Origin of the sequence: Frateuria sp. GZRR35 (genome assembly GCF_051900415.1) — a bacterium.
GTDB lineage: Bacteria > Pseudomonadota > Gammaproteobacteria > Xanthomonadales > Rhodanobacteraceae > Frateuria_A.
The window spans coordinates 38,773-65,000 of record NZ_JBHZGL010000012.1 but is presented as its reverse complement, the minus strand read 5'-3'; the positions used below and the strand labels follow the sequence as shown (position 1 = coordinate 65,000).

26 protein-coding genes and 5 tRNA genes (1 of these 31 running past the window's edge) are annotated in these 26,228 nt (G+C 67.2%); 5 read left to right on the top strand and 26 right to left on the bottom strand.

The features are described 5' to 3' along the window. The 12 genes from rpoB to ACFWZ3_RS13805 all read right to left on the bottom strand — a co-directional run. On the bottom strand, positions 1 to 1,817 hold the 5' portion of the coding sequence (gene rpoB / locus ACFWZ3_RS13860; RefSeq protein ID WP_439708289.1) for a DNA-directed RNA polymerase subunit beta. 2,344 nt of this gene lie to the left of the window's left edge; 1,817 of the gene's 4,161 nt are visible here — the first part of the coding sequence; it begins with the start codon at positions 1,815 to 1,817; the stop codon falls past the left edge of the window. Positions 1,818 to 2,162: 345 nt separating this feature from the next. Then, a complete protein-coding gene (gene rplL / locus ACFWZ3_RS13855) occupies positions 2,163 to 2,534 on the bottom strand; it encodes a 50S ribosomal protein L7/L12 (protein ID WP_209620128.1) in 372 nt (123 codons plus the stop codon). Positions 2,535 to 2,578: 44 nt separating this feature from the next. Then, entirely contained in the window at positions 2,579 to 3,103 is a 525-nt protein-coding gene (gene rplJ, locus ACFWZ3_RS13850; protein WP_091340744.1) for a 50S ribosomal protein L10, read from the bottom strand. Positions 3,104 to 3,442: 339 nt separating this feature from the next. Further along, the gene (gene rplA, locus ACFWZ3_RS13845; RefSeq protein ID WP_209620121.1) at positions 3,443 to 4,153 is read right to left on the bottom strand and encodes a 50S ribosomal protein L1; all 711 of its coding nucleotides are present in this window, start codon (positions 4,151 to 4,153) and stop codon (positions 3,443 to 3,445) included. 3 nt (positions 4,154 to 4,156) lie between these two features. Then, complete coding sequence (rplK, locus tag ACFWZ3_RS13840; protein WP_019464005.1) at positions 4,157 to 4,585, bottom strand: 50S ribosomal protein L11; 429 nt, start codon at positions 4,583 to 4,585, stop codon at positions 4,157 to 4,159. A gap of 352 nt (positions 4,586 to 4,937) precedes the next feature. After that, positions 4,938 to 5,498 (bottom strand): transcription termination/antitermination protein NusG, encoded by a 561-nt coding sequence (nusG, locus tag ACFWZ3_RS13835; RefSeq protein ID WP_091340740.1) that lies wholly within the window; start codon positions 5,496 to 5,498, stop codon positions 4,938 to 4,940. Between the two features lie 10 nt (positions 5,499 to 5,508). Beyond that, entirely contained in the window at positions 5,509 to 5,898 is a 390-nt protein-coding gene (gene secE / locus ACFWZ3_RS13830) for a preprotein translocase subunit SecE (RefSeq protein WP_245188110.1), read from the bottom strand. A 79-nt stretch (positions 5,899 to 5,977) separates the two neighbouring features. After that, positions 5,978 to 6,053: transfer RNA gene (locus ACFWZ3_RS13825), tRNA-Trp, on the bottom strand. Positions 6,054 to 6,140: 87 nt separating this feature from the next. Next, on the bottom strand, positions 6,141 to 7,331 hold the full coding sequence (gene tuf / locus ACFWZ3_RS13820; RefSeq protein WP_231324151.1) for an elongation factor Tu: 1,191 nt from the start codon (positions 7,329 to 7,331) through the stop codon (positions 6,141 to 6,143). Between the two features lie 80 nt (positions 7,332 to 7,411). Further along, a tRNA-Thr gene (locus ACFWZ3_RS13815) sits at positions 7,412 to 7,487 on the bottom strand. A gap of 78 nt (positions 7,488 to 7,565) precedes the next feature. Beyond that, a tRNA-Gly gene (locus tag ACFWZ3_RS13810) sits at positions 7,566 to 7,639 on the bottom strand. 31 nt (positions 7,640 to 7,670) lie between these two features. Beyond that, positions 7,671 to 7,756, bottom strand: a tRNA-Tyr gene (locus tag ACFWZ3_RS13805). Between the two features lie 172 nt (positions 7,757 to 7,928). Here ACFWZ3_RS13805 and trxC point away from each other — a divergent pair. Further along, the gene (gene trxC, locus ACFWZ3_RS13800) at positions 7,929 to 8,366 is read left to right on the top strand and encodes a thioredoxin TrxC (protein ID WP_439708288.1); all 438 of its coding nucleotides are present in this window, start codon (positions 7,929 to 7,931) and stop codon (positions 8,364 to 8,366) included. A 144-nt stretch (positions 8,367 to 8,510) separates the two neighbouring features. On the opposite strand, the gene ACFWZ3_RS13795 is transcribed toward trxC, so the two are convergent. After that, a complete protein-coding gene (locus tag ACFWZ3_RS13795) occupies positions 8,511 to 10,067 on the bottom strand; it encodes a protein adenylyltransferase SelO (protein WP_439708287.1) in 1,557 nt (518 codons plus the stop codon). A gap of 104 nt (positions 10,068 to 10,171) precedes the next feature. Here ACFWZ3_RS13795 and ACFWZ3_RS13790 point away from each other — a divergent pair, with 104 nt between their 5' ends. Further along, positions 10,172 to 10,510 (top strand): YkgJ family cysteine cluster protein, encoded by a 339-nt coding sequence (locus ACFWZ3_RS13790; RefSeq protein ID WP_209622581.1) that lies wholly within the window; start codon positions 10,172 to 10,174, stop codon positions 10,508 to 10,510. Positions 10,511 to 10,517: 7 nt separating this feature from the next. On the opposite strand, the gene ACFWZ3_RS13785 is transcribed toward ACFWZ3_RS13790, so the two are convergent. The 4 genes from ACFWZ3_RS13785 to egtB form a co-directional block, all read right to left on the bottom strand. Continuing rightward, the gene (locus tag ACFWZ3_RS13785; protein ID WP_439708286.1) at positions 10,518 to 11,231 is read right to left on the bottom strand and encodes a pseudouridine synthase; all 714 of its coding nucleotides are present in this window, start codon (positions 11,229 to 11,231) and stop codon (positions 10,518 to 10,520) included. Then, positions 11,228 to 12,283, bottom strand: coding sequence for a class I SAM-dependent methyltransferase (locus ACFWZ3_RS13780; protein WP_439708328.1), 1,056 nt, complete (start codon positions 12,281 to 12,283; stop codon positions 11,228 to 11,230). Before ACFWZ3_RS13780 ends, ACFWZ3_RS13785 begins: the two co-directional genes overlap by 4 nt. Positions 12,284 to 12,413: 130 nt before the next feature. Continuing rightward, positions 12,414 to 13,400, bottom strand: coding sequence for an L-histidine N(alpha)-methyltransferase (gene egtD / locus ACFWZ3_RS13775; RefSeq protein WP_439708285.1), 987 nt, complete (start codon positions 13,398 to 13,400; stop codon positions 12,414 to 12,416). Between the two features lie 20 nt (positions 13,401 to 13,420). Then, positions 13,421 to 14,668: an ergothioneine biosynthesis protein EgtB gene (egtB, locus tag ACFWZ3_RS13770; RefSeq protein ID WP_439708284.1), complete on the bottom strand. Its 1,248-nt coding sequence runs from the start codon at positions 14,666 to 14,668 to the stop codon at positions 13,421 to 13,423. Between the two features lie 228 nt (positions 14,669 to 14,896). On the opposite strand from egtB, the gene ACFWZ3_RS13765 reads away from it, so the two are divergent. Further along, entirely contained in the window at positions 14,897 to 15,322 is a 426-nt protein-coding gene (locus ACFWZ3_RS13765) for a DUF6491 family protein (RefSeq protein WP_439708283.1), read from the top strand. 64 nt (positions 15,323 to 15,386) lie between these two features. On the opposite strand, the gene ACFWZ3_RS13760 is transcribed toward ACFWZ3_RS13765, so the two are convergent. The 9 genes from ACFWZ3_RS13760 to ACFWZ3_RS13720 all read right to left on the bottom strand — a co-directional run bounded on the left by ACFWZ3_RS13760 (position 15,387) and on the right by ACFWZ3_RS13720 (position 23,565). Next, positions 15,387 to 15,800, bottom strand: a complete 414-nt coding sequence (locus ACFWZ3_RS13760; RefSeq protein WP_439708282.1) for a hypothetical protein — start codon at positions 15,798 to 15,800, stop codon at positions 15,387 to 15,389. Positions 15,801 to 16,226: 426 nt separating this feature from the next. Then, on the bottom strand, positions 16,227 to 17,318 hold the full coding sequence (gene ychF, locus ACFWZ3_RS13755; protein WP_439708281.1) for a redox-regulated ATPase YchF: 1,092 nt from the start codon (positions 17,316 to 17,318) through the stop codon (positions 16,227 to 16,229). A 97-nt stretch (positions 17,319 to 17,415) separates the two neighbouring features. Then, positions 17,416 to 17,991, bottom strand: coding sequence for an aminoacyl-tRNA hydrolase (gene pth / locus ACFWZ3_RS13750; RefSeq protein WP_439708280.1), 576 nt, complete (start codon positions 17,989 to 17,991; stop codon positions 17,416 to 17,418). Between the two features lie 51 nt (positions 17,992 to 18,042). Continuing rightward, a complete protein-coding gene (locus ACFWZ3_RS13745; RefSeq protein WP_439708279.1) occupies positions 18,043 to 18,690 on the bottom strand; it encodes a 50S ribosomal protein L25/general stress protein Ctc in 648 nt (215 codons plus the stop codon). 88 nt (positions 18,691 to 18,778) lie between these two features. Then, positions 18,779 to 19,717: a ribose-phosphate diphosphokinase gene (locus ACFWZ3_RS13740; RefSeq protein WP_439708327.1), complete on the bottom strand. Its 939-nt coding sequence runs from the start codon at positions 19,715 to 19,717 to the stop codon at positions 18,779 to 18,781. A gap of 61 nt (positions 19,718 to 19,778) precedes the next feature. Beyond that, a tRNA-Gln gene (locus ACFWZ3_RS13735) sits at positions 19,779 to 19,855 on the bottom strand. A gap of 44 nt (positions 19,856 to 19,899) precedes the next feature. Continuing rightward, positions 19,900 to 21,306: a 4-(cytidine 5'-diphospho)-2-C-methyl-D-erythritol kinase gene (gene ispE / locus ACFWZ3_RS13730; RefSeq protein ID WP_439708278.1), complete on the bottom strand. Its 1,407-nt coding sequence runs from the start codon at positions 21,304 to 21,306 to the stop codon at positions 19,900 to 19,902. Positions 21,307 to 21,310: 4 nt separating this feature from the next. Next, positions 21,311 to 21,940, bottom strand: coding sequence for a lipoprotein insertase outer membrane protein LolB (lolB, locus tag ACFWZ3_RS13725; protein WP_439708277.1), 630 nt, complete (start codon positions 21,938 to 21,940; stop codon positions 21,311 to 21,313). Then, positions 21,937 to 23,565 carry a tetratricopeptide repeat protein gene (locus tag ACFWZ3_RS13720; protein ID WP_439708276.1) on the bottom strand — a complete coding sequence of 543 codons (1,629 nt, stop codon included), beginning with the start codon at positions 23,563 to 23,565 and terminating at the stop codon, positions 21,937 to 21,939. The genes lolB and ACFWZ3_RS13720 overlap by 4 nt, the downstream gene beginning before the upstream one ends. Positions 23,566 to 23,781: 216 nt before the next feature. Between ACFWZ3_RS13720 and hemA the strand changes: the two genes are divergently transcribed. Further along, complete coding sequence (gene hemA, locus ACFWZ3_RS13715; RefSeq protein WP_439708275.1) at positions 23,782 to 25,047, top strand: glutamyl-tRNA reductase; 1,266 nt, start codon at positions 23,782 to 23,784, stop codon at positions 25,045 to 25,047. An 80-nt stretch (positions 25,048 to 25,127) separates the two neighbouring features. Then, positions 25,128 to 26,204, top strand: coding sequence for a peptide chain release factor 1 (prfA, locus tag ACFWZ3_RS13710; protein WP_439708274.1), 1,077 nt, complete (start codon positions 25,128 to 25,130; stop codon positions 26,202 to 26,204). The last annotated feature ends 24 nt before the right edge of the window (positions 26,205 to 26,228 follow it).

Genomic DNA, 26,228 nt, shown 5'->3' with positions numbered 1-26,228 from the left:
ACGGCCAGCGAGTTGATCAGGCCGATGTTCGGGCCTTCCGGCGTCTCGATGGTGCAGACGCGGCCGTAATGAGTCGGATGCACGTCGCGCACTTCGAAGCCGGCGCGCTCGCGGGTGAGGCCGCCCGGGCCGAGCGCCGAGACGCGGCGCTTGTGGGTCACTTCCGACAGCGGGTTGTTCTGGTCCATGAACTGCGAGAGCTGCGAGGAGCCGAAGAACTCCTTCACCGCCGCCGCGACCGGCTTGGCGTTGATCAGTTCCTGCGGGGTCAGGCCCTCCGACTCGGCCAGCGACAGGCGCTCGCGCACGGCGCGCTCCACGCGCACCAGGCCGATGCGGAAGGTGTTCTCCGCCATCTCGCCGACCGAGCGCACGCGACGGTTACCCAGGTGATCGATGTCATCGACCGTGCCGTGGCCGTTCTTGATGTCGATCAGGACCTTGAGCACGTCGAGCACGTCGGACTGGTCGCCCAGCTGTTGCACCAGCGTCTGCGCGGCCTCTTCCTTGCGCTCGGCGAAGTACTTGTGGTCGTACAGCACGCCCGGGCCCAGGATCTCCTGGCGGCCCACGCGGCGGTTGAACTTCATGCGGCCGACCGCCGACAGGTCGTAGCGGTCGAAGGTGAAGAACAGATTGAAGAACAGGTTCTGCGCGGCGTCCTTGGTCGGCGGCTCGCCCGGACGCATCATGCGGTAGATCTCCACCAACGCCTCGAGCTGCGTCTTGGTGTTGTCGATGCGCAGGGTGTGCGAGATGTAGGCGCCGCGATCCAGGTCGTTGACGTACAGCGTCGGCACCGTCTCGATGCCGGCCTTGCGGAAGGCCTCGAGCTGCTCGGCGGTGATCTCGTCATTGGCCGAAGCCAGCAGTTCGCCGGTCTTCGAATCGACCACGTCGATCGCCACGATGCGACCAATCAGGTAGTCGTCCGGCACCTCGAGCGCGGTGATCTTCTCGGCCGCCAGCTGGCGTACGTGGCGGGCGGTGATGCGCTTGCCGGCCTCGACCAGCACCTTGTCGCCGATCATCAGGTCGAACGTAAGCGTTTCGCCGCGCAGGCGCTCGGCGACCAGCTCCAGCGTGGTGCCGCCCTTTTTGCCCAGGTGGAACACGTTGTGCTCGAAGAAAATGCCGAGCATCTCTTCGTTGTTGTAGCCCAGCGCGCGCAGCAGCACCGTCACCGGCAACTTGCGGCGACGGTCGATGCGGGTGAACAGCGCGTCCTTCGGGTCGAACTCGAAGTCCAGCCAGGAGCCGCGGTAAGGGATCACGCGGGCGGAGAACAGCAGCTTGCCCGAGCTGTGCGTCTTGCCGCGGTCGTGGTCGAAGAACACGCCCGGCGAACGGTGCAGCTGCGAGACGATGACACGCTCGGTGCCGTTGATGATGAAGGTGCCGGTGTCGGTCATGAGCGGGATCTCGCCCATGTAGACCTCCTGCTCCTTGACGTACTTGACGGCCTTCTTCGACGCCGGGCTGTCCTTGTCGTAGATCACCAGGCGCACGGTGGTGCGCAGCGGCGCGCCGTAGGTCATGCCGCGGTTGCGGCACTCGCGCTCGTCGAACGCCGGCTCGCCCAGGCGGTAGTCCACGTACTCGAGGGCGGCGTTGCCCGAATAGCTGGCAATCGGGAACACCGACTTCAGCGCGGCGTGCAGACCCTTGTCCTCGCGCTTCTTCGGCGCGATGTGCTCCTGCAGGAACTCACGGTAGGAATCGGTCTGGATGGTCAGCAGGTTGGGCACGCCCAGCACGGGCGGGCGCTTGCCGAAATCCTTGCGGATGCGCTTCTTCTCGGTAAACGAGTAGGTCATGGGGTGACGCCTCGGTTCGCAGTGGCGCCGGTGGTGCACACACCGGCTAAATGGTTGAAGACTGAAAGTGGGAATCACGATTGAGGACTCGGATGAATCCGCAGTCGGGATGCCCAAACTTCAGAGCGTCCGTGCCTGTTGCTTTCGAAAGGTGCTCATCTCGTTTCGAACTTGCCGGCCCAGGGACCGGCTCCGCCAAACCCGGCGCACGCGCGCTGGTTTGCGGCGGGCCCTCCATGGACCACGGATGACGGCACGCCGACATCCGTAACGGGCAAAGCCCGGGGGCTTGCGCCCCCAGGCTCGCTTGACGCTAAGCCAAACTGACGGCGCGCAAGGCGCCGGTTACTTCAGTTCGACCGTGGCGCCGGCAGCTTCCAGGTCCTTCTTGAACTTGGCAGCGTCTTCCTTCGAAGCGGCTTCCTTCACGACGCCACCGGCTTCGGTCAGGTCCTTCGCTTCCTTCAGGCCCAGGCCGGTGATGGCGCGGACGGCCTTGATCACGTCGACCTTCTTGTCGCCGGCGGACTTCAGGATCACGTCGAACTCGGTCTGCTCTTCGGCAGCCGGGCCGGCAGCGGCCGGGCCAGCGGCCATCATGACCGGGGCGGCGGCGGTAACGCCGAACTTCTCTTCGATGGCCTTCACCAGGTCCATCACTTCCATCAGCGACTTGGCGGCGACGGCTTCAACGATCTGTTCGTTGGTCAGGGACATTTTGTTTTACCTCTGGAATTGAATAGGTTCGGAAAGCAGGCGACTTAGGCTTCAGCCGGGGCTTCGGCGGCGACTTCGCCACCACCCTGCTGGTCGGCCACGGCCTTGACCACGCGGGCGAACATCGTCGCCGGCTCGGCCAGCACGCGGGCCAGCATGGCCAGCGCCTGTTCGCGGGTCGGCAGCGCGGCCAGCACGTCGACGTGCGCGGCGGGCAGCAGCTTGCCTTCCACTGCGACGAGGCGCGGCTTGAGCTTGTCGTTGGTCTTGGCGAATTCCTTGATCAGACGCCCGGCGGCACCGGGCTCCTCGGTCGAGAACGCGTACAGCAGCGGACCGGTCAGGGCGTCCTTGACGACCTCGAACTCGGTACCAGCCACGGCGCGCGACACCAGCGTGTTCTTGACAACCTTCAGGAACACGCCCGACTCGCGGGCCTTCTTGCGCATCGCGGTCATCTGCTCGACCGTGGTGCCCGCGTACTCGGCGGCGACCAAGGAGTGGGCCTTAGCGGCGACGTCTGCCAGCTCGGCGACTACTTCTTGCTTCTGGGTCAGATTAAGAGCCATTGCACTCCTCCACTTAGAACTCCGCTCACGGCTCCTGCCGCCTGCGGTCCTGGGCGACGCCATCCGTGACGTCGGGGATGCGGAGCATCCCGGGTGGTGGCCTTTCCAGAACATGCATTCCAGAGAAGGGCTACACCATCTACGCCGGCTGGCCTTGCGGCCGATTAAGCGATCGAGGTGAAGCGGCGACGGCGATTCCCTGCCAGTAACGAGCTCCCTGCCCGTCGTCGTCGCGCATCGATCGCGCCTGCGGTCTTTGACGGCTGACCCGACCGGAGCCGGGACTGCCTTCAAAAACTGCCTCCGCACCCAACCAGGCGCGGAGGGCTTGAACTTGTGTTACTTCGCGGTAGCGGCGCTCAGCGACGAAGTGTCGACCGGCACGCCCACGCCCATCGTGCTGGACAGGGCAACCTTCTGCAGGTACTGGCCCTTGGCTGCGGCCGGCTTGGCCTTGAGCAGGTCGCCGATCAGCGCGTTGAGGTTGTCGGCGAGCTGCGAGGCCTCGAAGCTGGCCTTGCCGATGGTGGCGTGGATGATGCCCGCCTTGTCGTTGCGGAACTTCACCTGGCCGGCCTTGGCGTTCTTGACCGCGGTGACCACGTCGGCGGTGACCGAGCCATCCTTCGGGTTCGGCATCAGGCCGCGCGGGCCGAGCAACTGGCCCAGCTTGCCGACGACGCGCATCGCGTCCGGCGTGGCGATCACGCGACCGAAGTCGAGGTCGCCGCCCTGCATGCGCTCGGCCAGGTCATCCATGCCGACTGCATCGGCGCCAGCGGCCTTGGCGGCCTCGGCCTTCTCGCCCGGCGGGCAGAACACGGCGACCTTGATGGTCTTGCCGGTGCCGTGCGGCAGCAGCGAGGAACCACGCACGCCCTGGTCCGATTTCTTCGCGTCGATGCCCAGACGCACGGCCACGTCGACGGACTCGACGAACTTGGCCTTGGCGTTGTTCTTGACGATGTTCAGGGCGTCTTCCAGCCCGTAGACCTTGCCCGGCTGCACAGCGGCCTGGGCGGCTTTCATACGCTTGGTGATCTTTGCCATGTCTTAACCCTCCACCACCAGGCCCATGCTGCGCGCGCTACCGGCAATGGTGCGCACTGCAGCGTCCAGATCCGCAGCCGTCAGATCCGGCTCCTTCTGCTTCGCAACGTCTTCGAGCTGCTTGCGGGTGATCTTGCCCACCTTGTCGGTATTGGGCTTGGACGAACCCTTGGCGACGCCGGTGACCTTCTTGATCAGCACGGTGGCGGGCGGGGTCTTGGTGATAAAGGTGAAGCTGCGATCCGAATAGGCCGTGATGATCACGGGGATCGGCAGGCCCGGCTCCATCTTCTGCGTGGCGGCGTTGAACGCCTTGCAGAATTCCATGATGTTGAGGCCGCGCTGACCGAGGGCGGGGCCCACCGGCGGCGACGGATTGGCCTGACCGGCCTTGACCTGCAGCTTGATGTAACCGACAACTTTCTTTGCCATGGGATTTTCCTTGCGAGTGCAGGCGCCTTGCGGCTCCTCGCGTACTTGCCTTCCAGGCGGTGGAGAGCCTGCTTTCCGTGCAGGCCGTCGAAAAGCGAACACGCCGAGTCGAAAGACCTCGGCGTGGAACCGCGTAGTTTAAGGAGTGATCAAGTTTTAAGCAAGTGGCGGGCCAGCCGAGCGCTATATGCGCCCCTTTCCCCTCGGGCGAGAGGGGCGGCTCTTGCGGAGAGGTGGGTCGGGCGTTGGCTCGGTGCGGGCTTACTGCGAGCCCCGGCCCCTCACCTCAATCCTCTCCCCGAAGGGGAGAGGAGGCGAACGCGAAGAGCGGCGTTACCTCATTGAACCGGGGCTAAGCCTTCTCGACCTGCCCGAACTCCAGCTCGACCGGGGTCGAACGACCGAAGATCAGCACCGCGACGCGCAGGCGGCTCTTTTCGTAGTTGACTTCCTCGACCACGCCGTTGAAGTCGTTGAACGGGCCTTCGGTGACGCGGACCATCTCGCCCGGCTCGAACAGCACCTTGGGCTTGGGCTTTTCCACGCCTTCGCGCACGCGGCTGAGGATGGCGTCGGCCTCGCTGTCGCGAATCGGCAGCGGGCGGTCGGCGGTGCCGCCGATGAAGCCCATCACCTTGGGCGTTTCCTTGACCAGGTGCCAGCATTCATCGTCGATGCGGGGCGACTTGCCCTCGGTATCGGTCTCGATCTGTACCAGCACGTAGCCGGGGAAGAACTTGCGCTCGCTGCGGCGCTTCTGGCCACCGCGCATTTCGATCACTTCCTCGGTCGGCACCAGCACTTCGCCGAACTTCTCTTCCATGCCGGCGCGCGCGATGCGCTCGGACAGCGACTTGCGAACCTGGTTCTCGAAGCCCGAATAGGCGTGAACGACGTACCAACGCTTGGTCATGGGCTACTCCTTACGAACCGAGTTTGAGCAGCCAGTCGAGCACGACCGACTTCAGGATGAGGTCGATCAGGCCCAACAGCAACGAAAGCACGATCACGACCGCAATGATCACGAGGGTCGTCTTGAGGGTTTCGTCGCGCGTCGGCCAGACGACCTTGCGCATCTCGAACTGCGACTCGGCAATGAAGTTGCGCGCCTTGCGGCCCGGGCCGGTGAAGGCACCGATCGCCAGCGCGACTACCAGCGCAACCAGCACGCCCGCCAGGCGCACGGAGCCGGGAACGGTGTTGTCGAACCAGGAGTAGGCAAAGATGCCCGCCGCCAGCACCAGCACCGCCAGCACCAGCTTGCCGATATCCGCCGCACTCGTGCCGCGGGGCTGTTCTGCCTTGGTATTCATCGCAGTGACCGGGAGAAGGAGCCGCCGAGACCGGACCGGTCATCGACACCACCCGCCCCCGTCATCGGTCCTCGAAAGATGGCACGCCAGGAGGGACTCGAACCCCCAACCTGCGGTTTTGGAGACCGCTGCTCTGCCAATTGAGCTACTGGCGTATCGGTGAAACGGAATCGGAAAGGGGAGCCGGTGTCGTCAGGCGCTATGCGCTTGCGATACCGGCTCCCGGCTTCCGTATGTACAGCTTACTTGATGACCTTGGCCACCACGCCGGCGCCGACGGTACGACCGCCTTCGCGGATGGCGAAACGCAGGCCTTCGTCCATCGCGATCGGGTGGATCAGGCTCACCACCATCTTGATGTTGTCGCCCGGCATGACCATCTCCACGCCTTCCGGCAGCGTGACCGCACCGGTCACGTCGGTGGTGCGGAAGTAGAACTGCGGACGGTAGCCCTTGAAGAACGGGGTATGACGGCCACCCTCGTCCTTGGAGAGCACGTAGACCTCGGCCTCGAAGTCGGTGTGCGGGGTGATCGTGCCCGGCTTGGCCAGCACCTGGCCGCGCTCGACGTCGTCACGCTTCAGGCCGCGCAGCAGCAGACCGGCGTTGTCGCCCGCCTGACCCTGGTCGAGCAGCTTGCGGAACATTTCCACGCCGGTGACGGTGGTCTTCTGGGTGTCACGGATGCCCACCACTTCCACTTCGTCGCCGACCTTGATGATGCCGCGCTCGATACGACCGGTCACCACGGTGCCGCGGCCGGAGATCGAGAACACGTCTTCGACCGGCATCAGGAACGGCTTGTCGATCGCACGCACCGGCTCGGGGATGTAGCTGTCCAGCGCGTCAACGAGCTGGATGATCGCCGGCACGCCGATTTCGCTCTGGTCGCCCTCGAGCGCTTTCAGGGCCGAACCCTTGATGATCGGGGTGTCGTCGCCCGGGAAGTCGTACTTGGACAGCAGCTCGCGCACTTCCATCTCGACCAGCTCGAGCAGCTCGGCATCGTCAACCATGTCGGCCTTGTTCAGGAACACGACGATGTAGGGCACGCCCACCTGACGCGAGAGCAGGATGTGCTCGCGGGTCTGCGGCATCGGGCCGTCGGCGGCCGAGCACACCAGGATCGCGCCGTCCATCTGCGCCGCACCGGTGATCATGTTCTTGACGTAGTCGGCGTGGCCCGGGCAGTCGACGTGCGCGTAGTGACGGGTCGGCGACTCGTATTCCACGTGCGCGGTCGAGATCGTGATGCCGCGCGCCTTCTCTTCCGGCGCCGCGTCGATCGCGTCGTAGGCCTTGAATTCACCACCGAAGCGCTCGGCACCGACCTTGGTCAGCGCTGCCGTCAGCGTCGTCTTGCCGTGGTCCACGTGGCCGATCGTGCCGACGTTCACGTGCGGCTTGGTGCGTTCGAATTTACCCTTTGCCATGCGCGCTAAACCCCGATGGAGTCAATGAAAAAAAGAAAACCTGCCGTAGGCCCGGAGCGACCGGCGGCAGCCGCGTGAGATGGTGCTCATGACAGGAATCGAACCTGTGACCTCTTCCTTACCAAGGAAGTGCTCTACCGACTGAGCTACATGAGCGAAGTTCTTTCAGCACCCTTCCTGGGTGGCGAATGGCCCGGCATCCGGCCGAACCTGAAAACCCTGTGACGAGATCAATGGAGCGGGAGACGGGAATCGAACCCGCACCATCAGCTTGGAAGGCTGAGGTTCTACCATTGAACTACTCCCGCCTGGCACTACCCTGCGCGGAACTCGTCTTGATGGTGGAGGGAGGTGGATTCGAACCACCGAAGGCGTAAGCCAGCAGATTTACAGTCTGCCCCCGTTGGCCGCTTGGGTATCCCTCCAACAAAGAACGGCTATTTTCGCGAGCGACCCCGGATGTGTCAACACTTTGCGACGGCCAAATTCGTCGCGGCGGCGAGTTTCGCGCACGATCTTTGCGAGGTCTACCGTCCGGGCCGCTTGCACTGTGCAGCGCGATCGCCATATCGCCCGGGAAGCCGTCCGGAGTACGCCATGTCCGCACCCTTGAACGTCCCCTGCCCCCATTGCAGTGCGCTCAACCGCGTCCCGGCTGAACGCCTTGCCGAACATCCGGTGTGCGGGCGCTGCAAGCAAGCGCTTTTCGAAGGCCAGCCGATCGAATTGACGACGGCGAACTTCGACGCGGTGGCCGGGCGCGGCGATCTTCCGGTGCTCGTCGATTTCTGGGCGACCTGGTGCGGGCCCTGTCGCGGCTTTGCACCCGTGTTCGCCGAAGCCGCCCGCCAGTTCGAACCACGCCTGCGCCTGGCCAAGGTCGATACCGATGCGCAGCCGCAGCTTTCGCAGCGTTTTGGCATCCGCAGCATTCCGACGCTCGCGCTGCTCAAGGGCGGCCGCGAGATCGCCCGGCAGGCGGGTGCGCTCAATGCGACGCAGTTGCGGCAGTTCATCGAAGGGGCGTTGCGTTAGTGACGCCATCGCGGGCGCAACGATCTGTGCCGGCGCCCGCGATCCTGCATGTCATGCAGCAGAGTTCCAGCACGACTAACGGTCGGTGCCGGCTCGCATTGCGGGCTACACGCGCAAGCGTCCGGCATGGAGCACGACAGCCCGTTACGAGCTGCACGACAGCATCGAGCACCCGGCACGCTGTTTCGCCCAATCCGGACGCTTGCGTGCAAAACGTTCGCGCCCCGGCTGCTCGTCGCAGGGATGGCGCATGACGTCCAGCAGTTCGTGCACGAGAGCGTAGTCGCCCTGCTCCGCGCGATCGATCGCTTCCTGCGCAAGGTAGTTGCGCAGCACGTATTTCGGGTTGGCCTGCTGCATGCGGCGGCGGCGCTCTCCCGCCGGCAACGGGTCTTCGCGCAGGCGTGCGGCGTAGCGCCCGAGCCAGTCCCGCAGCGTGGGCTCGGCGGCGGCGCGCCGGGCCTCGTCGTAGCACACCCCCACCAGGGCGTCCGGCGAGGGTGCCACCGGGTCCAGGTCGATGAGGGCGCGCCAGGTGAGCGTCATGTCCGCCTGCGACTCGCGCATCCAGGTTTGCAAGTCATCGCGCAGTGCCAGGTCTTCATCGGTGGCCTGTGCCAGGCCCAGCTTTTCGGCCGCCGTGGTGCGGTCGGCCGCTTCCCACGCCCTGACATAGCGGTCGAGCCCGGCCTGCAGCGGCGCGACGTCGGCAAACAACGGCGACAGCGCGCTCGCCAGCCGCGTGAGGTTCCACCAGGCCACGTTCGGCTGCTGGCCGAAGCGATAGCGCCGGCGCACCGCATCGGTGGTGTTGGGCGTCCACTGCGGATCGTAGTCGTCGATCCAGCCGTAGGGGCCGTAATCGATGGTCAAACCCAGGATCGACATGTTGTCGGTGTTCATCACGCCGTGCACGAAGCCCACGCGCATCCACTGGGCCATTAGCCGCGCGGTGCGCTCGCACACGTCACCGAACCAGTCGGCATACAGTGCCTCGCCCTGCCCGCGCAACCGGGGGAAGTCGCGCCGGATGCTGAAGTCCACCATCTGGCGCAGCAGTGCGATGTCGTTGCGCGCATAGGGCAGTTCGAAATTGCCGAAGCGGATAAACGAGGGCGCGACGCGGCAGACGATCGCTCCCGGTTCCTCGCGAGGGTGGCCGTCGTAGAACATGTCGCGCACGACCGCTTCGCCGGTCTCGAGCAGGCACAACGCACGCGTGGTGGGGATGCCCAGATGATGCATCGCCTCGCTGCACAGGAACTCGCGGATCGAGGAACGCAGCACCGCGCGTCCGTCAGCACCACGCGAATACGGCGTCGGCCCAGCGCCCTTGAGCTGCAGCTCCCAGCGTTGACCGCCCGCGTCCAGCGCCTCGCCCAGCGAGATCGCGCGTCCGTCGCCCAATTGCCCTGCCCACACGCCGAACTGGTGTCCGCCGTAGTTGCTCGCCCACGGCTGCATGCCATCCAGCAGCGCGTTGCCGCCGAACACGCGGGCGAAGTCCGGGCTCGCGATGTCCTGCGCGGACAGGCCCAGGGTGGCCGCCATCTCGGCTGACCAGGCCACCACATGCGGCGCCGGCACGGGCGTGGGCTGGACCTGCGACCAGGCGGCGCCTTCCACCTGCCGCAGACGCGGACCACGCTCGGGATCGCCGGCCAGTTCGCGCACGAATGCATTGTCGAAGTCCAGGCGCATCGGTCGATGATCGCACGATGGCCGGTCAGGGGACGTTTGCGCGCACAGTATTCGCAAACACGAATGTTTAGCGCGCGGCATCAACCGAAGCGGCATACTGACGCGTGAACGATGACTTCGAAAACGATCGCTACGCCACGAGCGTAGACCCTTCCGTGCACTGCACCTCCTGTGAAGCGGTGTGTTGCCGCCTGACCGTGGTGCTGATGCCGGAAGACGACGTCCCCGACTGGTTGGTGACGCACGATGACCACGGCCTGGCGACGCTCGCCAAGGGGGAGGACGGCTGGTGCGCCGCGGTCGACCCGGATACCTCGCGTTGCACGATCTACGAGCGGCGCCCCGCGATCTGTCGCAAATACACCATGGGCAGCCCCAGCTGCCGGGACGAACGGCGCAAGTGGTATGGCCCTGCCCTCCCCACGCCGGTGAAGCTTCTGTAGCAGCCCGCTACAGGGGCTGTGGCGGGTCGAACGCCCTGGCCACGTCATCGGCATCCAGCGCCCGCCATTCGCCCGGCGCCAACCCGTCGAGCGTCAACCGCCCGACCGCCACGCGCTCTAGCGCCTCCACGTGGTTGCCTGCCGCCGCGAACATGCGCCGCACCTGGTGGTAGCGCCCCTCGGTAACGGTCAGCCGCGCGCGACGCGGTTCGAGCACTTGCAGCTGCGCGGGAGCTAGCGGCGTGATTTCCGATTCGAGCATCAGCGTGCCGCTGGCGAACAGCTCGCCCTCGCCACCTTGCAGGTCGCGGGCGAGCGTCGCCTCGTAGACCTTGGCCACATTCGTCTTGGGCGAAATGATCCGGTGCAGCAGGGCACCGTCGTCGGTGAGCAGCAGCAATCCGGACGTATCCCGGTCGAGCCGGCCGACGGTGGACAAGGCCGGATCACGCCGTCGCCAGCGCGGCGGCAGCAGGTCGTAGACCAGGCGGCCGGCGTCCTTGCGCGAGCAGGTGTAGCCGGTCGGCTTGTGCATCAGCAGCACCAGGCCGGCGGGTGGATCGAGCATCTCGCCGTCGATACGGACGTCCGCGTGCTCGACCCGGTCGTCGGTGTACAGGACCTCGCCCGACGGATCGGTGACGCGCCCCTCGCGGAACAGCTGCATCACTTCCCTGCGGCTGCCGTAGCCGAGGTTGGCCATCAGGCGTACCAGCTTCATGCGCGCACCGCCTCGATCACCTTGAAACCGTCCTGCGTTGCCACCGTGTGCACCTGCGCGAAGCGCGCGGCCAGCGTAGCCTCGTACGGCAGGTGACGGTTGGCGACCAGCCACAGGCGACCATGCGGCAGTAACGCGTCGGCCGCGGCATCGATGAAGGCGCGCCCGAGTTCGGGAAGGTCCGCGCGCCCCTGGTGGAATGGCGGGTTGCTCACGATCGCGTCGTAGCGATGCGGCAGGCCGGTGGTGACATCGTGCCAGTGCAGTTCCACGTCGACTTCGCGGCCGCTGGCTGCCACGGCTTCGGCGAGATTCACGCGTGCTGGCTCCAGCGCGCGCTTCTCCGCTTCATACAGGTCCACCGCGGTGACGCCGGGACAGCGCGTAATCACCTGCGCGGCGAGATACCCATAGCCCGCGCCCAGATCGGCGACGCGGCCGTGCAGGTCATCTGGCAGGTGCACCGCAAGCAGGGCCGAGGCCGGGTCGATACGGTCCCACGCGAACAGTCCCGGACGGCTGAGATGGCCGCCGGCGATTTGGCGCGGCGCATCGAGCGCCTCCCATTCGGCCAGCAGCGCGGAGTCCAGCGCATCGCCGGCGCTCGCCCAGAACACGCGGCACTTGTGTTTGGAAAGGCTGCGCACCGCGCCGAACAGCCGCACGACATCCGCTTCGGCCGATTTCGCGCCTTCGGCATTGGGCACCGCCGTCAGCACGGCGCCGCCGGGCTGAAGGTAATGCGCGGCGCGGGCGAACAAGGCACGGGCCTCGTCACGCTGGCGCGGCGGCAGTACGAGCACCAATGCAAAGCGGTCGTCCTGCACAGGCTCTCCGACCGCCACGCCCGCGCGGCGAAGCTTGTCGGCAAACGGCTTGAAGGTCTGCTGGCAAAGCCAGCCGGATCGAGCAAACGTGCGCAGCGGCGCGCCGTCGCGGGCCCGCAGGAAAAGTACCCGACCGTCCTCAGGCAACCGGATTTCGCCGTGGGTGATGGGCAGGAACAGGGCGTCCAGTTGGAGCGCGGGCGTAGTGGCGACGGTGGCTGCCATCGAGATCGGTTTGGAAAGCGGGAACCGGATTCTACGCGTTGGCGCTGGCGGCAACGCAGGCAGTGATCCGCAGGCCGGCTTCGATCCGTTCGCGAGTGCGGCGAGCCAACTCACCGCGCGAATCCTCCACCTAGCGTGCGACCGACCCGGCGCGCACCAGATATTGCACGCTGAACATCCGTTCGGGATCCAGCCACACGCGCAGCACTTCCAGCCCGGCCTTGCCCGCGAGCACCGCGAAATCTTCCAGCGAGTACTTGCAGCTGACCTCCACCCGGATCGCTTCGTCCTTGCCGAAGGCGATCTGGCTGCGGCCCACGTGCACCTTCTGCTCGCGCTGGCTGACCAGGCTGGTTTCGATGCGTCCGGCCATCGCGTTGTAGTGCGCCCGATGGCGGAATGCGGCGAGGTCGAAATCGCTGCCCAACTCGCGATTCAGGCGCGCGAGCATGTTGAGGGTGAACTGGGCCGTGACGCCCGCGGCATCGTTGTAGGCGGCCTCGATCAGGGCGGTGTCTTTCTTCAGGTCTGCGCCGATCAGGATGCCGCCGTTGTCGCCCATCTCCGTGCGCATCTTGCGCAACAGCGCGATCGCCTCGCGCGTGTCGAAGTTGCCGATGGTCGAACCGGGAAAATAGACCACCGTCCGCCGCGGCGCGCGCGGCGGGATCGGCAGGCGCAGCGGGCGGGTGAAATCGGCGCACAGCGGCTGCACAGGCAGCTGGGTGAAGTGCTCTCCCAGGCGACGCACGCTTTGCTGCAACGGCTCGGACGAGATTTCCACCGGCACGTAGCTCACCGGCGCAGCCATGTGTTCGAGCAACAGGCGCGTCTTGGTCGCGCTGCCACTGCCGTATTCGACCAGGCGAACGTCCACGCCCAGGGTGTCGGCGATGCTGCCGGCGTGCTCCCGCATCAGCGCGGTTTCGCAGCGTGTGAGGTAGTACTCCGGCTGCTCGCAGATGCGCTCGAACAACGCCGATCCCTGCGCGTCGTAGAACAGCCACGAGGGCAGGCGCTTTGGCTGCGCGCGCAGCCCGCGACGAACGGTCTCCAGCAGCCCGCCGGCCGACGGCGTGCGTGCGTCGGTGGGCAGGTCCAGGGCACGGATGTTCATGGAGAATGCTCCTTGAGGTTTTATCGGTCCTTGGCCAGGCGCAGCCCGGCGAACTGCCAGCGCGCCTGCGGGGGGAAGAAGTTGCGGTAGCTCGCGCGCATGTGGTCGACGGGAGTGGCGCACGAGCCGCCACGAAGCACCCACTGGCCGCACATGAACTTGCCGTTGTATTCGCCGAGCGCGCCCGGCAGGGGACGAAAGCCCGGATAGGCGACATAGGGCGAGGCCGTCCATTCCCACGCGTCGCCGTACATCTGCAGCAATCCGTTGCCGTGGGCGGCCTGCGGCAGTCGCGGCACGCCGTCGAGCAGGTTGCCCTGGGCCGGCAGTGTTGCGGCGGCGGTCTCCCATTCGGCTTCCGTGGGCAGCCGCGCGCCGGCCCAGCGGGCGAAGGCATCGGCTTCGAAGTAGCTCAGGTGGCAGACCGGAGCATTCGGATCGAGTGCATGCACACCGGCCAGCGAGAAGGCACTGGCCAGGTCGGCTCGCCAGTAGAGCGGGCGCTGCCATCCCTCGTTCTGCACGGTGGCCCAGCCGTCGGACAGCCACAACGACGGCTCGCGGTAGCCGCCGTCGTGCACGAACGCAGCGTACTCTTCGTTGGTGACCAGCCGGTTGGCCAGCGCATGCGGCGCCAGCAACGTGCGGTGGCGTGGGGTCTCGTTGTCGAAGGCAAAGCCCTCGCCCGCATGGCCGATCTCCACGACACCTTCTGCGCCCGGCAGGTACTGCAGGGGCGCGGACATTGTGGCGGCCGGTAGCGTCGACTCCCGCAGATAGGCCGGCAACAGCGGGTTGTTCCAGAACGCGTGCTGGATGTCGGTAAGCAGCAATTCCTGGTGCTGCTGCTCGTGCTGCAACCCGAGCTCGATCACCGCGGAAGGGACGACCTCGTCACCGCGCAGAAGCATCGAACCGAGCGCCTCATCGACGTGGCGGCGGTAAGCCAGCACTTCGTCCAGCGTCGGGCGCGAGAGCAGGCCGCGTTGCGGCCGCGCATGCATCGGACCGACGCTCTGGTAGTAGGAGTTGAACAGGTAGTGCCAAGCGGGGTTGCGCAGGCGATAACGTGCATCACGCGCAAGTACGAACTGCTCGAAGAACCAGGTCGTGTGTGCCAGGTGCCATTTCGCCGGACTGGCGTCGGGCATCGACTGCACCATCATGTCTTCGGCTGTAAGGCCCGCGCACAGTTGCAGGGTCTGTTGGCGCACCCGCCGATAGCGCTGAGCCAGCGTGTCGCCGGCGATGGGGCTCAGCTGCGTCATGGCCTGCTCCTTCGTGGGTCGGGCGCGCGGTCCACGTGCGCCGTGCCAGCGACGCTGAAGCGCGGTACGGATCGGACCGTTGGCATGCTCCAAGCATGACGCAGCGCCTGTTCAATACGTGTGATCGGTCGATGGCAGATTGCTGACACCGCCGCGCTGGCGCCACCCGCGCCGGCGCGCGATGCTCGGGCCGCTGGACCCGTGCCCCTTCCCCCGCGAGGTGATGCCATGAAACGCCTGTCCTTCCTGCTGCTGCTTGTCGCCACCAGCTCCGCCGCGCTCGCCGCCAACGGGCCAGGCAAGGCGCTGCCATACGCCCAGTGCATCCAGACCGACAAGATCAACGAATGGCACGTGGTCGATGCACACACGGCGTTGGTCCGCACGGGCCCGTATCGCTATGTGGTGCACCTGAAGGCCGATTGCCCGCGCCTGGGCATCGGCGTGCCGGGTTTCCTGCTCGAGGCCAGCGAGTCCGGCAAGTCGGTCGGCGGTGGCCGCATCTGCGGGGACCTGGGCGAGAGCGTCAGCGCCCGCGAGCAGCCGCCTTGTGCAATTTCCTCGGTGGAAATGGTAGACAAGGCAAGGTTCGAGCAGATGCGCGAACACGCCGCGCGCCACGGCAGCGGTGCGGAATTGCCGCCTGCCGGATGATGGTCGCGGGCATAAAAAAAGGCCCGGCATGGCCGGGCCTTTCCGCGTTCGGTTGGCACGTATGTCAGTCGCCGTAGTAGCCAACATAGCGGGTGGGCGGCGCCTGCTCGACGTAGACCGTGCGCGTTTCGACCACGCGGCGGGTCACTACCGGCTCTTCGTAGACGACCCGCACCGGGCGCCGATAGACCGGACGCTCGTAGACCACGCGCGGCGGCGGGCGGAGCGCATCGTCGACCAGGCCGATGACGGCGCCGGCGACGATGGCGCCGGCGACCCAGCGACCGCCGCTCCAATGGCCGCCGCGGTCATGGCGGTAATGATCATGCCAGCCGCGATCGTAATGTCCGCGTCCGTGCCAGCCGCGATCGTGCCGATCATGCGCCGATGCGACGGTCGGCAGTGCCACAGCCGACGCAAGCAGCAGGGCAGCCATCGCCATCGCGGATTTGCCTGGCCAATGCTTGGTCATATTCATGCCTCCATCGGGCGAGATGCCCTTTACCCGATGCTCCGGGTAAAGCGCTTAATCGGCACTTAAGGCAGTCGAGCGGGAAAGCCGATCCGGGTCAACGGGCGTTTGGGGATGGGATGGGTATCTTGCTGCGCGCCATCCGGTCGCCACGGTGGACCCCGGCAGTCGCAGTCAAAAACATCCTGGCAACCCTGGATGCCGGTGGCTCGCCGCTGCAACCGGGTGCCGCGCGGAAGAAACTTCGTCAAGTGAGGCGATACGGCTCGTCCGCCCCCATCCGCCCTTCGGGCACCTTCCCCCGCAGGCGGGGGAAGGATCGACGACGGCCTCCCATCAGGAGCCTCTCCCGCTCCGCAGGGGAAGGTGCCGGCAGGCGGATGAGGCACCCTTGGGCGGGATCGCCCTGCAGACCGGCGAATACGGCCGAGCTCAGACGTTGAACAGGAAGTGCAACACATCGCCGTCCTTGACGAGGTAGTCCTTGCCTTCCTTGCGCAGACGGCCGGCCTGGGCGGCGCCGGCCTCGCCCTTGTACTGGATGAAGTCGTCGTAGGACACCGTCTCGGCACGGATGAAGCCGCGCTCGAAATCGGTATGGATCACGCCCGCGGCCTGCGGCGCGGTGGCGCCCTTCTTCACCGTCCATGCGCGCACTTCCTTCACCCCCGCGGTGAAGTACGTCTGCAGGTTGAGCAGCTTGTAGCCGGCGCGGATCACGCGGTTCAAACCCGGCTCGTCCAGGCCCAGGTCCTTGAGGAACTCGTCGCGGTCGGCGTCGTCGAGCTGCGCCATTTCCTCTTCGATCGCCGCGCACACCGGCACCACCTCGGCGCCCTCGGTCGCGGCGCGCGTACGCACGGCATCCAGGTGCGGGTTGTCCTCGAAACCGTCCTCGCGCACGTTGGCGATGTACATCAGCGGCTTGAGCGTGAGCAGGAACAGGTCGCGAACCAGCGCCTTCTCTTCCTCGTCCAGCTCCACGCTGCGCGCGGACTTGCCTTCGTTCAACGCGGCGGCGAGCTTCTGCAGAACCGGCTTCTTCGCCAGCGCTTCCTTGTCGTTGGCCTTGGCCGCGCGCTCGGCGCGGTTGAGCGCCTTCTCGACCGAGTCCAGGTCGGCGAGCGCGAGCTCGGTATCGATCGTCTCGATGTCGGCGATGGGATCGACCTTGCCGGCCACGTGCACGATGTCGCTGTGCTCGAAGCAGCGCACCACGTGCGCGATCGCGTCGACCTCGCGGATGTGCGCCAGGAACTTGTTGCCCAGACCCTCGCCCTTGGACGCGCCGGCGACCAGGCCGGCGATGTCGACGAACTCCACCGCGGTCGGAATCACCTTCTGCGGATTGACGATCGCCGATAGCGCATTGAGGCGCTCATCGGGCACGGGCACCACGCCCACGTTCGGCTCGATCGTGCAGAACGGGAAGTTGGCGGCGGCGATGCCGGCCTTGGTCAGCGCGTTGAACAGAGTGGACTTGCCGACGTTGGGCAGGCCGACGATGCCGCATTTGATGCCCATGGGTTTGACTCCGGGATTCGTGATTTGGGATTCGGGATTCGAAGGAGCGGGCCGCCGTGCGTCTGACGAATCCCGTATCCCGACTCCCAAATCCCGGCTATTTCGTATGCAGCTGCTGCATCGCCTTGTCGAACTGCCCGCCGACCGCCAGCGGCAGCACGTCGAGCGCGCGGGCGATGCCGTCGAGGATCGCGTCCTCGTCCTGCGCGGACGGCTTGCCGAGCACCCAGGGTGTGACCTTGTCCTTGTGGCCCGGATGGCCGATGCCGATGCGCAGACGGTGGAACTTGCCATGCCCGAGATGCTGCATGGTGTCGCGCAGGCCGTTCTGGCCCCCGTGGCCGCCGTCGAACTTCATTCGCACGGTGCCCGCTGACAGGTCCAGCTCGTCGTGCGCCACCAGGCACTCGTCGGGCTGGATCTTGTAGTAGCGCAGCGCGGAGACGACCGCGATGCCGCTCTTGTTCATGAAGGTGGATGGCTTGAGCAACCACACACCGTCGCCACCGATGCGCACGCGGCAGGCCTCGCCGTGCAGCTTGCCATCGAAGGCGAAGCGCTCGCCCTGGCCCGAAGCCAGTGCGTCCACAAACCAGAACCCGGCATTGTGCCGGGTCCGGAGGTATTCGGCGCCGGGATTGCCCAGGCCGACGATGAGCTTGAGTCCAGCCATGCCGTGAGCCGATGGCCGGGCCTCCCGCGAGGCGGGAGGCCCGGACTTCGCTTACTTCTTCTCGGCGGGCTTGGCTTCGCCTTCCGGCGCGGCCGCTTCGGCGGCCGGCTCGGCTTCTTCCTTGACCGCGTTGGCGGTGACCACGGCGATGTCGTGGTCCGCGCCCAGGCTCAGCGCCGGCAGGCTCACGCCCTTGGGCAACTTGATCTGCGACAGGTGGACGATGTCGCCGGGCTTCAGGTCAACCAGGTCGAGCTCGATGAACTCCGGCAGGTTACCCGGCAGGCAGGACACCTCAACCTCGGTCAGGTTGTGCGAGATCACCACGCCGGAGGTCTTGCCGGCCGGCGACTTCTCCTGGTTGAGGAAGTGCAGCGGCACGTTGACGCGGATCGCTTCGTTCTCGTTCACGCGCAGGAAGTCCATGTGCAGCATCTGCTGCTTGAACGGATGCTTCTGCCAGTCGCGCACCAGCACCTTCTGCACCTTGCCGTCGACGTTCAGGTCGAGGATCGAGGAGAAGAACCACTCGTTCTTGGCGGCGAGCAGGATGGTGTTGTGCTCGATCTGGATGCTCTGCGGCGGCTGGGTGCCACCGTAGACGACGGCAGGCACCATCGCCGCGTGACGCAGGCGGCGGCTCGCACCTTTCCCCTCGTCCGTGCGGCTCTGGGCCTTGATTTCATGAGTCTGGGCCATTGCTGTTACTACCTTGGTTGGTGTTTGCCCGCCTCGCGGCGGACAGGTGACTTCCCCGCGACCAGGGAAGCCTTGGGAACGCGGACCGTCAGTCCACGTAAAGCGAACTCACCGACTCGCCGAAGGCGATGCGGCGAATGGTTTCGGCCAGCAGCTCGGCGACCGAGAGCTGGCGAATCTTGCTGCAGCCCTGCGCCTCGGGGCGCAGCGGCAGCGTATTGGTGACCACCAGCTGGTCGAGCTGGGAGTTCTCGATGTTGCCGATCGCCGCACCGGAGAGCACCGGGTGCACGCAGTAGGCGACCACCTTGCGCGCGCCGCGCTCCTTCAGCGCCGCGGCCGCGGCGCACAGGGTGCCGGCGGTGTCGACGATGTCGTCGACCAGCACGCAGGTCTTGCCGTCGACCTCGCCAATGATGTTCATCACCGTGGCGACGTTGGCCTTCGGGCGGCGCTTGTCGATGATCGCCAGGTCCGCGTCGTCCAGCCGCTTGGCGATCGCGCGGGCGCGCACCACGCCGCCGACGTCGGGGCTGACCACGATCAGGTCGTCCATCGAGTGGTTGCGCCAGATGTCCGCCAACAGGATCGGCGAGGCGTAGACGTTGTCCACCGGGATGTCGAAGAAGCCCTGGATCTGGTCGGCGTGCAGGTCCACCGTGAGCACACGATCGACGCCGGCGGTACCGATCAGCGTGGCCACCATTTTTGCGGTGATCGGCACGCGCGCCGAGCGCGGCCGGCGATCCTGCCGGGCGTAGCCGAAGTACGGCATGACCGCTGTGACAGTGGCGGCCGAGGCGCGCTTGAGCGCGTCCACCAGCGCGAGCATCTCGATCAGGTTCTCCGCGCTAGGCGCGCCGGTCGGCTGCAGCACGAAGACTTCCTGGCGGCGGACGTTCTCCTCGATCTCGATCTGCACTTCGCCGTCGCTGAACTTGCCGACAAGGGCCTTGCCCAGCGGCACGCCGAGTCGCTGCGCGACGTCCTCGGCCAGGGCGCGATGGGCATTGCCGGTGAAGAGCATCGGGGTGGACGTGTCCACTTTGGATTCCTCAAAGAGCCATTCGTGAATGGCCGATTCAATGTGGCTGGGGCGGCAGGATTCGAACCTGCGCATGCGGGAATCAAAATCCCGTGCCTTAACCAGCTTGGCGACGCCCCAGTGTTTCGTTGACAGGCCGTCGTCCTGACCGCCTGCCGTGTGTTTCAAGCCCGCAACGGCTGCCCCGGCGCCGCGGCCCATGCGCGATGGCGCGCGAGAGCCCGATGCAGGGGCGAAACCTCCAGTCCCGCGGCCAGTTGCGCCGTGAATGCCGGAGGACACTCCCGCACCACTTTGCGCGCCTGCGCGAGCGAGGCGGTTTCCAGGAAAACGCACCCGCCGCTGCCGGAAAGCCGGGCACGACCGAAGCGCGAGAGCCAGTCCAGCGCCGCGGCCACGTTCGGGTGTCGCGCGCGCACGACCGGCTCGAATGCGTTTTCTGCCGTTTCGCCGGAAGCAAAGGATGAAATTGTCGCCGGCGGTGCATTTCGTGTCAATTCAGACGCTTGAAACAAGGCCGCGGTGGGCACGTGGTCGCGCGGGTCCAGCACCACGTACCAGCGCCGCGGCAGCGTGACGGGCGTGAGCTGCTCGCCCACGCCTTCGGCCCATGCCGAGCGACCACGCACGAACACCGGCACGTCGGCGCCCAGGCGGTACGCCAGGCCGGCCAGCGCATCCTCGTCGAGGCCGCAGCCCCACAGGTGGTTGAGCGCGACCAGCGCGGTGGCGGCGTCGGAGCTGCCGCCACCGAGGCCGCCGCCCATCGGGATGCGCTTGTCCACCGCGATCTCGGCACCCAGTGTCACGCCGGCTTCCGCCTGCAGCAGGCGCGCGGCGCGTACCACCAGGTCGGTCTCGGCCGGCACGCCGCGGACCTCGTTCACGCGGGCGATGACGCCGTCCCTGCGTACGCGCACGCGCAGTTCGTCGCCCCAGTCGAGCAGGCGGAACACCGTCTGCAGGTCGTGGTAGCCGTCGGCGCGGCGACCCACGATGCGCAGGAACAGGTTGAGCTTGGCCGGCGCCGGCCAGACGGTCCATGCGTCGGACTCGGGCGCGGCAAGCGGGCGCGACATGAAGACGCGCAAAGCATCGGGAAAACCGTTTTCGCGGTCGCGCTCGCGGGCGCGGGCGAAGGTCGGGTCGGCCTTGTCCACCGCCGCGAAGCCGTGCCTGGCATAGAACGGCGCGTTCCACGGCACGTCGGCCAGCGTGCCCAGGTCGATGCGTCGGTAGCCGGCCTCGCCCGCCCAGGCGCAGGCGTGTTCGAGCAGGGCGGCGCCAATCCCTTGGCGTCCGTTGGCAGGCAGGACGTCGATCTCGGCGATTTCGACGGCGCCTTCGGCCATCCCGTCCTGCAGCCACACGAAGCCGACCGGTACACCCTCTTCCAGCGCCACCCAGACCAGGCCGCGCGTGACCGCCACTTCCAGCAGTTCGGGCGGGATCGCCATCGCCGCATAGGCGGGCCACGCGCGATGGCCGCGGAACAGTTCCACCGCCGCACGCTCGATCGCGCACAACGTGGGCACCTGCGCGGCCACGGCGCGCACGATGGTCACCACCATGGCCTCAGCGCCCGCAGTCGGCGCAGGACGCCGCGCCAAGCCGGAAGCTGTCGATCGACAGCTTGACCTTGTAGGGCGGACGGCTGGCGAACACCTTCTGCGGCAACGGCGGCTGCTGCGTCGCGTCCCAGGCACGGTAGTCCACCGTCCAGCCATCCTGCACGAGCAGGGACGGCAGGTCGTGTTCACCAAAGCGCAGTTCGGCAGGCGCACCGGCCGCGCGCAGGCCGAGCACCCAGGCGCGCAGATCGTCCAGCGGCACCTCCCAGCCCAACGCCTTGCGCATCAGCGCCTCGGCGTCGGGGCCGCGCAGCGGGCCGCCCTCGATGCCTTCGAGCAGGGCCCCGTCAGGGCCGCCGCTCAAGCGGAAGCTCTTGCCGGTGATCGGCGCGCGCAGCTCGAAATCGTAGCGTTGCCCGTCCTGCTTCCAGCGCAGGCTGCCGCTGCCGCCATCATGCCCATCGGACACCGCCAGGTGGCCTTCCAGCGTCCACCGGTCCACGCCCGAAAGCTGCCGCTCGCGCGCCGCCTGTGCGGCGAGCGCGGCCTCGTCGGCCGGCCTGCGCACCGGCACCGGCGCGCAGGCGGTCAGCAGCAGGCCGGCTGCCGCACCCAGAAAGAGGAGGCGCCTCATGGCTCGAGGCGCCGCAAGGTATCGCGCAGATTGACGTTGCGCGGGTCGATCTTGCGAACCTGGTCGAACACGTGCCGGGCGTCCTGGCGCTTGCCGAGCTTCCACAGCACCTCGCCCAGATGCACGCCGACGTCGGCATCCTTCGCGGCGCTCCAGGCCTGGCGCAGCGTGCGTGCGGCCTCGTCGAGATGCCCCAGGCGGTACTGCAACCAGCCCCAGGAATCGGCGATTGCCGGATCGTGTGGCTTGGCGGAACGGGCCATCTCGATCAGCTTTTTCGCTTCAGGCAAATCGCGATCGGCGTCGGCCAGCGTGTAACCGAGCGCGTTGCTTGCGTCGATGTCGTCCGGCTTGAGCTTGAGCAGATGCCGGAAATCCGCCACCGCGCGGTCGATGTTGCCCGCCTCGGCGTAGGCCAGGCCGCGGCCGTAGAGCAGGCCGGGATCGTCCGGCAACACCTGCAGCGCATGATCGTACGCCTTGGCGGCTTGCGCGTAGTGCCCCTCGCGCATGTAGAGCTCGGCGTCGGCCTGCCAGGCGCGGCGCAGTTCCTCGGGCTGGTCGAGGTAGGCGGTCTCCAGTTGCTCCAGCAGCGCATGGGCGTCGTCCACCTTGCCCTGGGTGTGCAGGATCACCGCGCTGCGCAGGTCGGCATCGAAGGCGTGCGGGTCGTCGTCGCCGACCTGGTCGTACCAGTCCAGCGCTTCGGCGTCGTGGTCCTGCATCTCCGCCAGTTGGCCGAGCAGGAACGCGCTGCTTTCGCGCACATCGGCCGGCGCTTGCTTGAGCTCCCGATAGAGCCTGGCGATGGCCTTCTTGTCGTGCGCCTCTGCTGCCAGTCCGGCGCGCAGGGCGTAGGTTTCGGCGCTCTGCGCGCCCTTGTCCAGCAGCTTCGCGGCGGCCTGGTAGTCGCCGCCCTGGCTGAGCAGGCTGGCATAGGTCAGGCGCAGGCGAACGTTGTCCGGCGAACGCGCCAGCGCCTGCCTGAGCAGCACCGTGGCGGCTTTCTTGTCGCCGGCCTTGAACTTCATCTGCGCCGCCCAGGCGTAAGTCTCGGTGTCGTGGAAGCGCGCCACCGCGGCATCGGCGATCTGCATGGCGTAACGGGGCCGGCCCAGCTTTTCGCCCAGCTCGCTCATCGCCAGCCAGGCCTGCGGGTCGGCCGGCAGCCGCTCAGGCGTGGCCAGGGCTTCCAGCAACTGGGCAGCCTGGGCCGGATCGCGCGCACCGATAAGGGCACGGCCGAAGCGGCGCCAGGCGTGCGGGTCGCCACTGCCGACCAGGCGTTCCAGTTGCTCGCGCGCACCGACGGTATCGCCGGTGGACAGCGCCAGTTCGGCGCGGGCCTGGGCGAGGTCCGCCGGGCTGGCGCCGAGCGCCTGCCAACGGTCGATCGCGCGTCGCGCGGCGGCCGTGTCGCGTACCGCCAGGGCCAGTTCCGCCGCGCGCCGGGCGACGGCGGGGTCGTTCGACAGCGCCATCGCCTGCGTGTAACGCGCCGAGGCGCCCTTGAGGTCGTTGCGGGTCAGCGCCATTTCGCCGGCCAGCAGCTGCGCCAGCAGGTCGTGCTGCGCGTCCGGTGTCACCACGGTGAGCCGGTCCAGCGGCTGCTTCGGGGTGGGCATGGGAGCCTTCCCGGCGGGCAGCCCCGCGCACGCAGCCAGGCCCAGCGCGCAACCGGCTGCGCCTGCAAAATGCCGCAGTTGCTTGAACTTGCCCTTCACGCTCAGCACACTAGTCCTCATCCCATCGTCCGTCCGGCCCGTACCTGATCGCGCCCGGTACCGAAAGCTTAGCCTACGCCGCCGCGGATACCCCGTCGTCACTTCGCATTCCACGCCATGCCGCTGATCGCCCTCGGGCTCAATCACCTCACCGCGCCGGTCAGCCTGCGCGAACAGGTGGCGTTCGATGCAGACGCCGCCGGCGAGGCCTTGCGCGAATTGCGCGCCGAGCCCGGCGTGGAAGAGGCGCTGATCCTCTCCACCTGCAACCGCACCGAGCTGTATGTCGGCGTGGCCGAGGGTGCCGAGCAGGCGCCGCAGGCGTGGCTCAACCGCCACCATCGCTTGACCCCGGGCAAGCTGGACGAGTTCCTCTACCGGCATGACGAGGACGCGGCGGTACGCCACATGTTCCGCGTCGCCACGGGCCTGGACTCGATGGTGCTGGGCGAGCCGCAGATCCTGGGGCAGGTAAAGGATGCCTACCAGCTCGCGCGCGACGCGCGGGCGCTCGGCGCGCCGCTGGACCGCCTGCTGCAGCACACCTTCGCCGTCGCCAAGCGCGTGCGCACCGATACCCGCATCGGCGCGCACACGGTCTCGGTGGCCTTTACCGCCGTGCGGCTGGCCGAGCAGGTGTTCACCGACCTCAAACAGGCCTGCGTGCTGCTGATCGGCGCCGGCGACACCATCGAACTGGCCGCGCGGCACCTGGTGGACAAGCAGGTCAGCCGCCTGATCGTGGCCAACCGCACGCTGGAAAACGCGCAGGAGCTGGCCAGCCGCTACGGCGGTTACGCCATTGCGCTGGCCGACCTCCCGCAGCACCTGGCCGAGGCCGACATCGTCATCTCCTCCACCGCCGCGCGCCAGCCGGTGGTGACCCGGCCGATGGTCGAGCGGGCGGTGGCGGCGCGCAAGCGCAAGCCGATGTTCATGGTCGACATCGCGGTGCCGCGCGACATCGACCCAGCGGTCGCCTCGCTGGAGGATGTCTATCTGTATGCCATCGATGACCTGCAGCAGGTGATCGACGAGAACCGCCGCTCGCGCGAGGCCGCGGCGCGCGAGGCCGAGACGATCATCGACCTGCAGGTCGACCGCTATATGGCCTGGCGCCGCGCGCTGACCCTGCGCAACCCGGCGATCGACCTGCGCCTGCATGCCGAGCGCTATCGCGACGAGGTGCTGGCCAAGGCGCAGGCGATGCTGGCGCGTGGCAAGACGCCGGACGAGGCGCTGGCGTTCCTCGCCAACACGCTGACCAACAAGCTGCTGCACCACCCGAGCGCGCGCCTGCGCGAGGCGGCGCTCAACGGCGATCTCGACCTGCTGCACGCGGCAGGCCGGCTATATGGTGAGTCGGAGCCGAGGGACGAATAGCGAGGGCGGCTGGCTGCCGCCTCCCGCCTCGTGAGCCGGCGCATGCCGGTTGCTTCCCTCCCGTGTCCCCTGGCTTTTCCATGACCCCATCGATCCGCCGCAAACTCGAATCCCTGGCCGAGCGCCACGAAGAAATCGGCCTGCTGCTGGCCCAGCCGGACGTACTGGCCGACGCCAGTCGCTTCCGCGAACTGTCCCGCGAATACGCGCAGGTCGAGCCGGTCGCTGCCGCGCTGCGCGAGCACGACGGTGCCGAGCGGGAACTGGCCCAGACGCGCGCCATGCTCACCGATCCGGAACTGCGCGAGATGGCCGCCGACGACGTCGCGCGCCTGGAAACGCGCCTGGCCGAACTGGACGGTGAACTGCAGATCCTGCTGCTGCCCAAGGACCCGCGCGACGAAGCCAACCTGTTCCTGGAAGTACGCGCCGGCACCGGCGGCGACGAGGCTGCCTTGTTCGCCGGCGACCTGTTCCGCATGTACGCGCGCTACGCCGAGCGCCGCCGCTGGCATGTGGAAGTGCTGAGCGAAAGCCCCGGCGAGCACGGTGGCTACAAGGAGATCGTCGCGCGCATCGAGGGCAAGGGCGCCTACTCGCGGTTGAAGTTCGAATCGGGCACGCACCGCGTGCAGCGCGTGCCGGAAACCGAATCGCAGGGGCGCATCCACACCTCGGCCGCGACGGTCGCGATCCTGCCGGAGATGGACGAGATCGACGACATCCAAATCAACCCGGCGGACCTGAAGACCGACACTTTCCGCGCCTCCGGGGCCGGCGGTCAGCACGTCAACAAGACCGATTCGGCCATCCGCATCACGCACCTGCCCACCGGCATCGTGGTCGAGTGCCAGGACGAGCGCAGCCAGCATAAGAACCGCGCGCGCGCACTGTCGCTGCTGAAGGCGCGCCTGCTCGACGAGGCGCAGAGCAAACAGGCGGCCGCGCAGGCGCAGGAGCGCCGCCTGCAGGTGGGTTCGGGCGACCGCAGCCAGCGCATCCGCACTTACAACTTCCCGCAGGGCCGCATCACCGACCACCGCGTCAACCTCACCCTGTACCGCCTGCCCGAAGTGCTGGCGGGCGACCTGGATGAGCTGGTCGACACGCTCACCCGCGAGCACCAGGCCGACGAGCTCAAGAGCCTCGCCTCGTAATCGGGGTAAAGCTTCCGCCGCCGG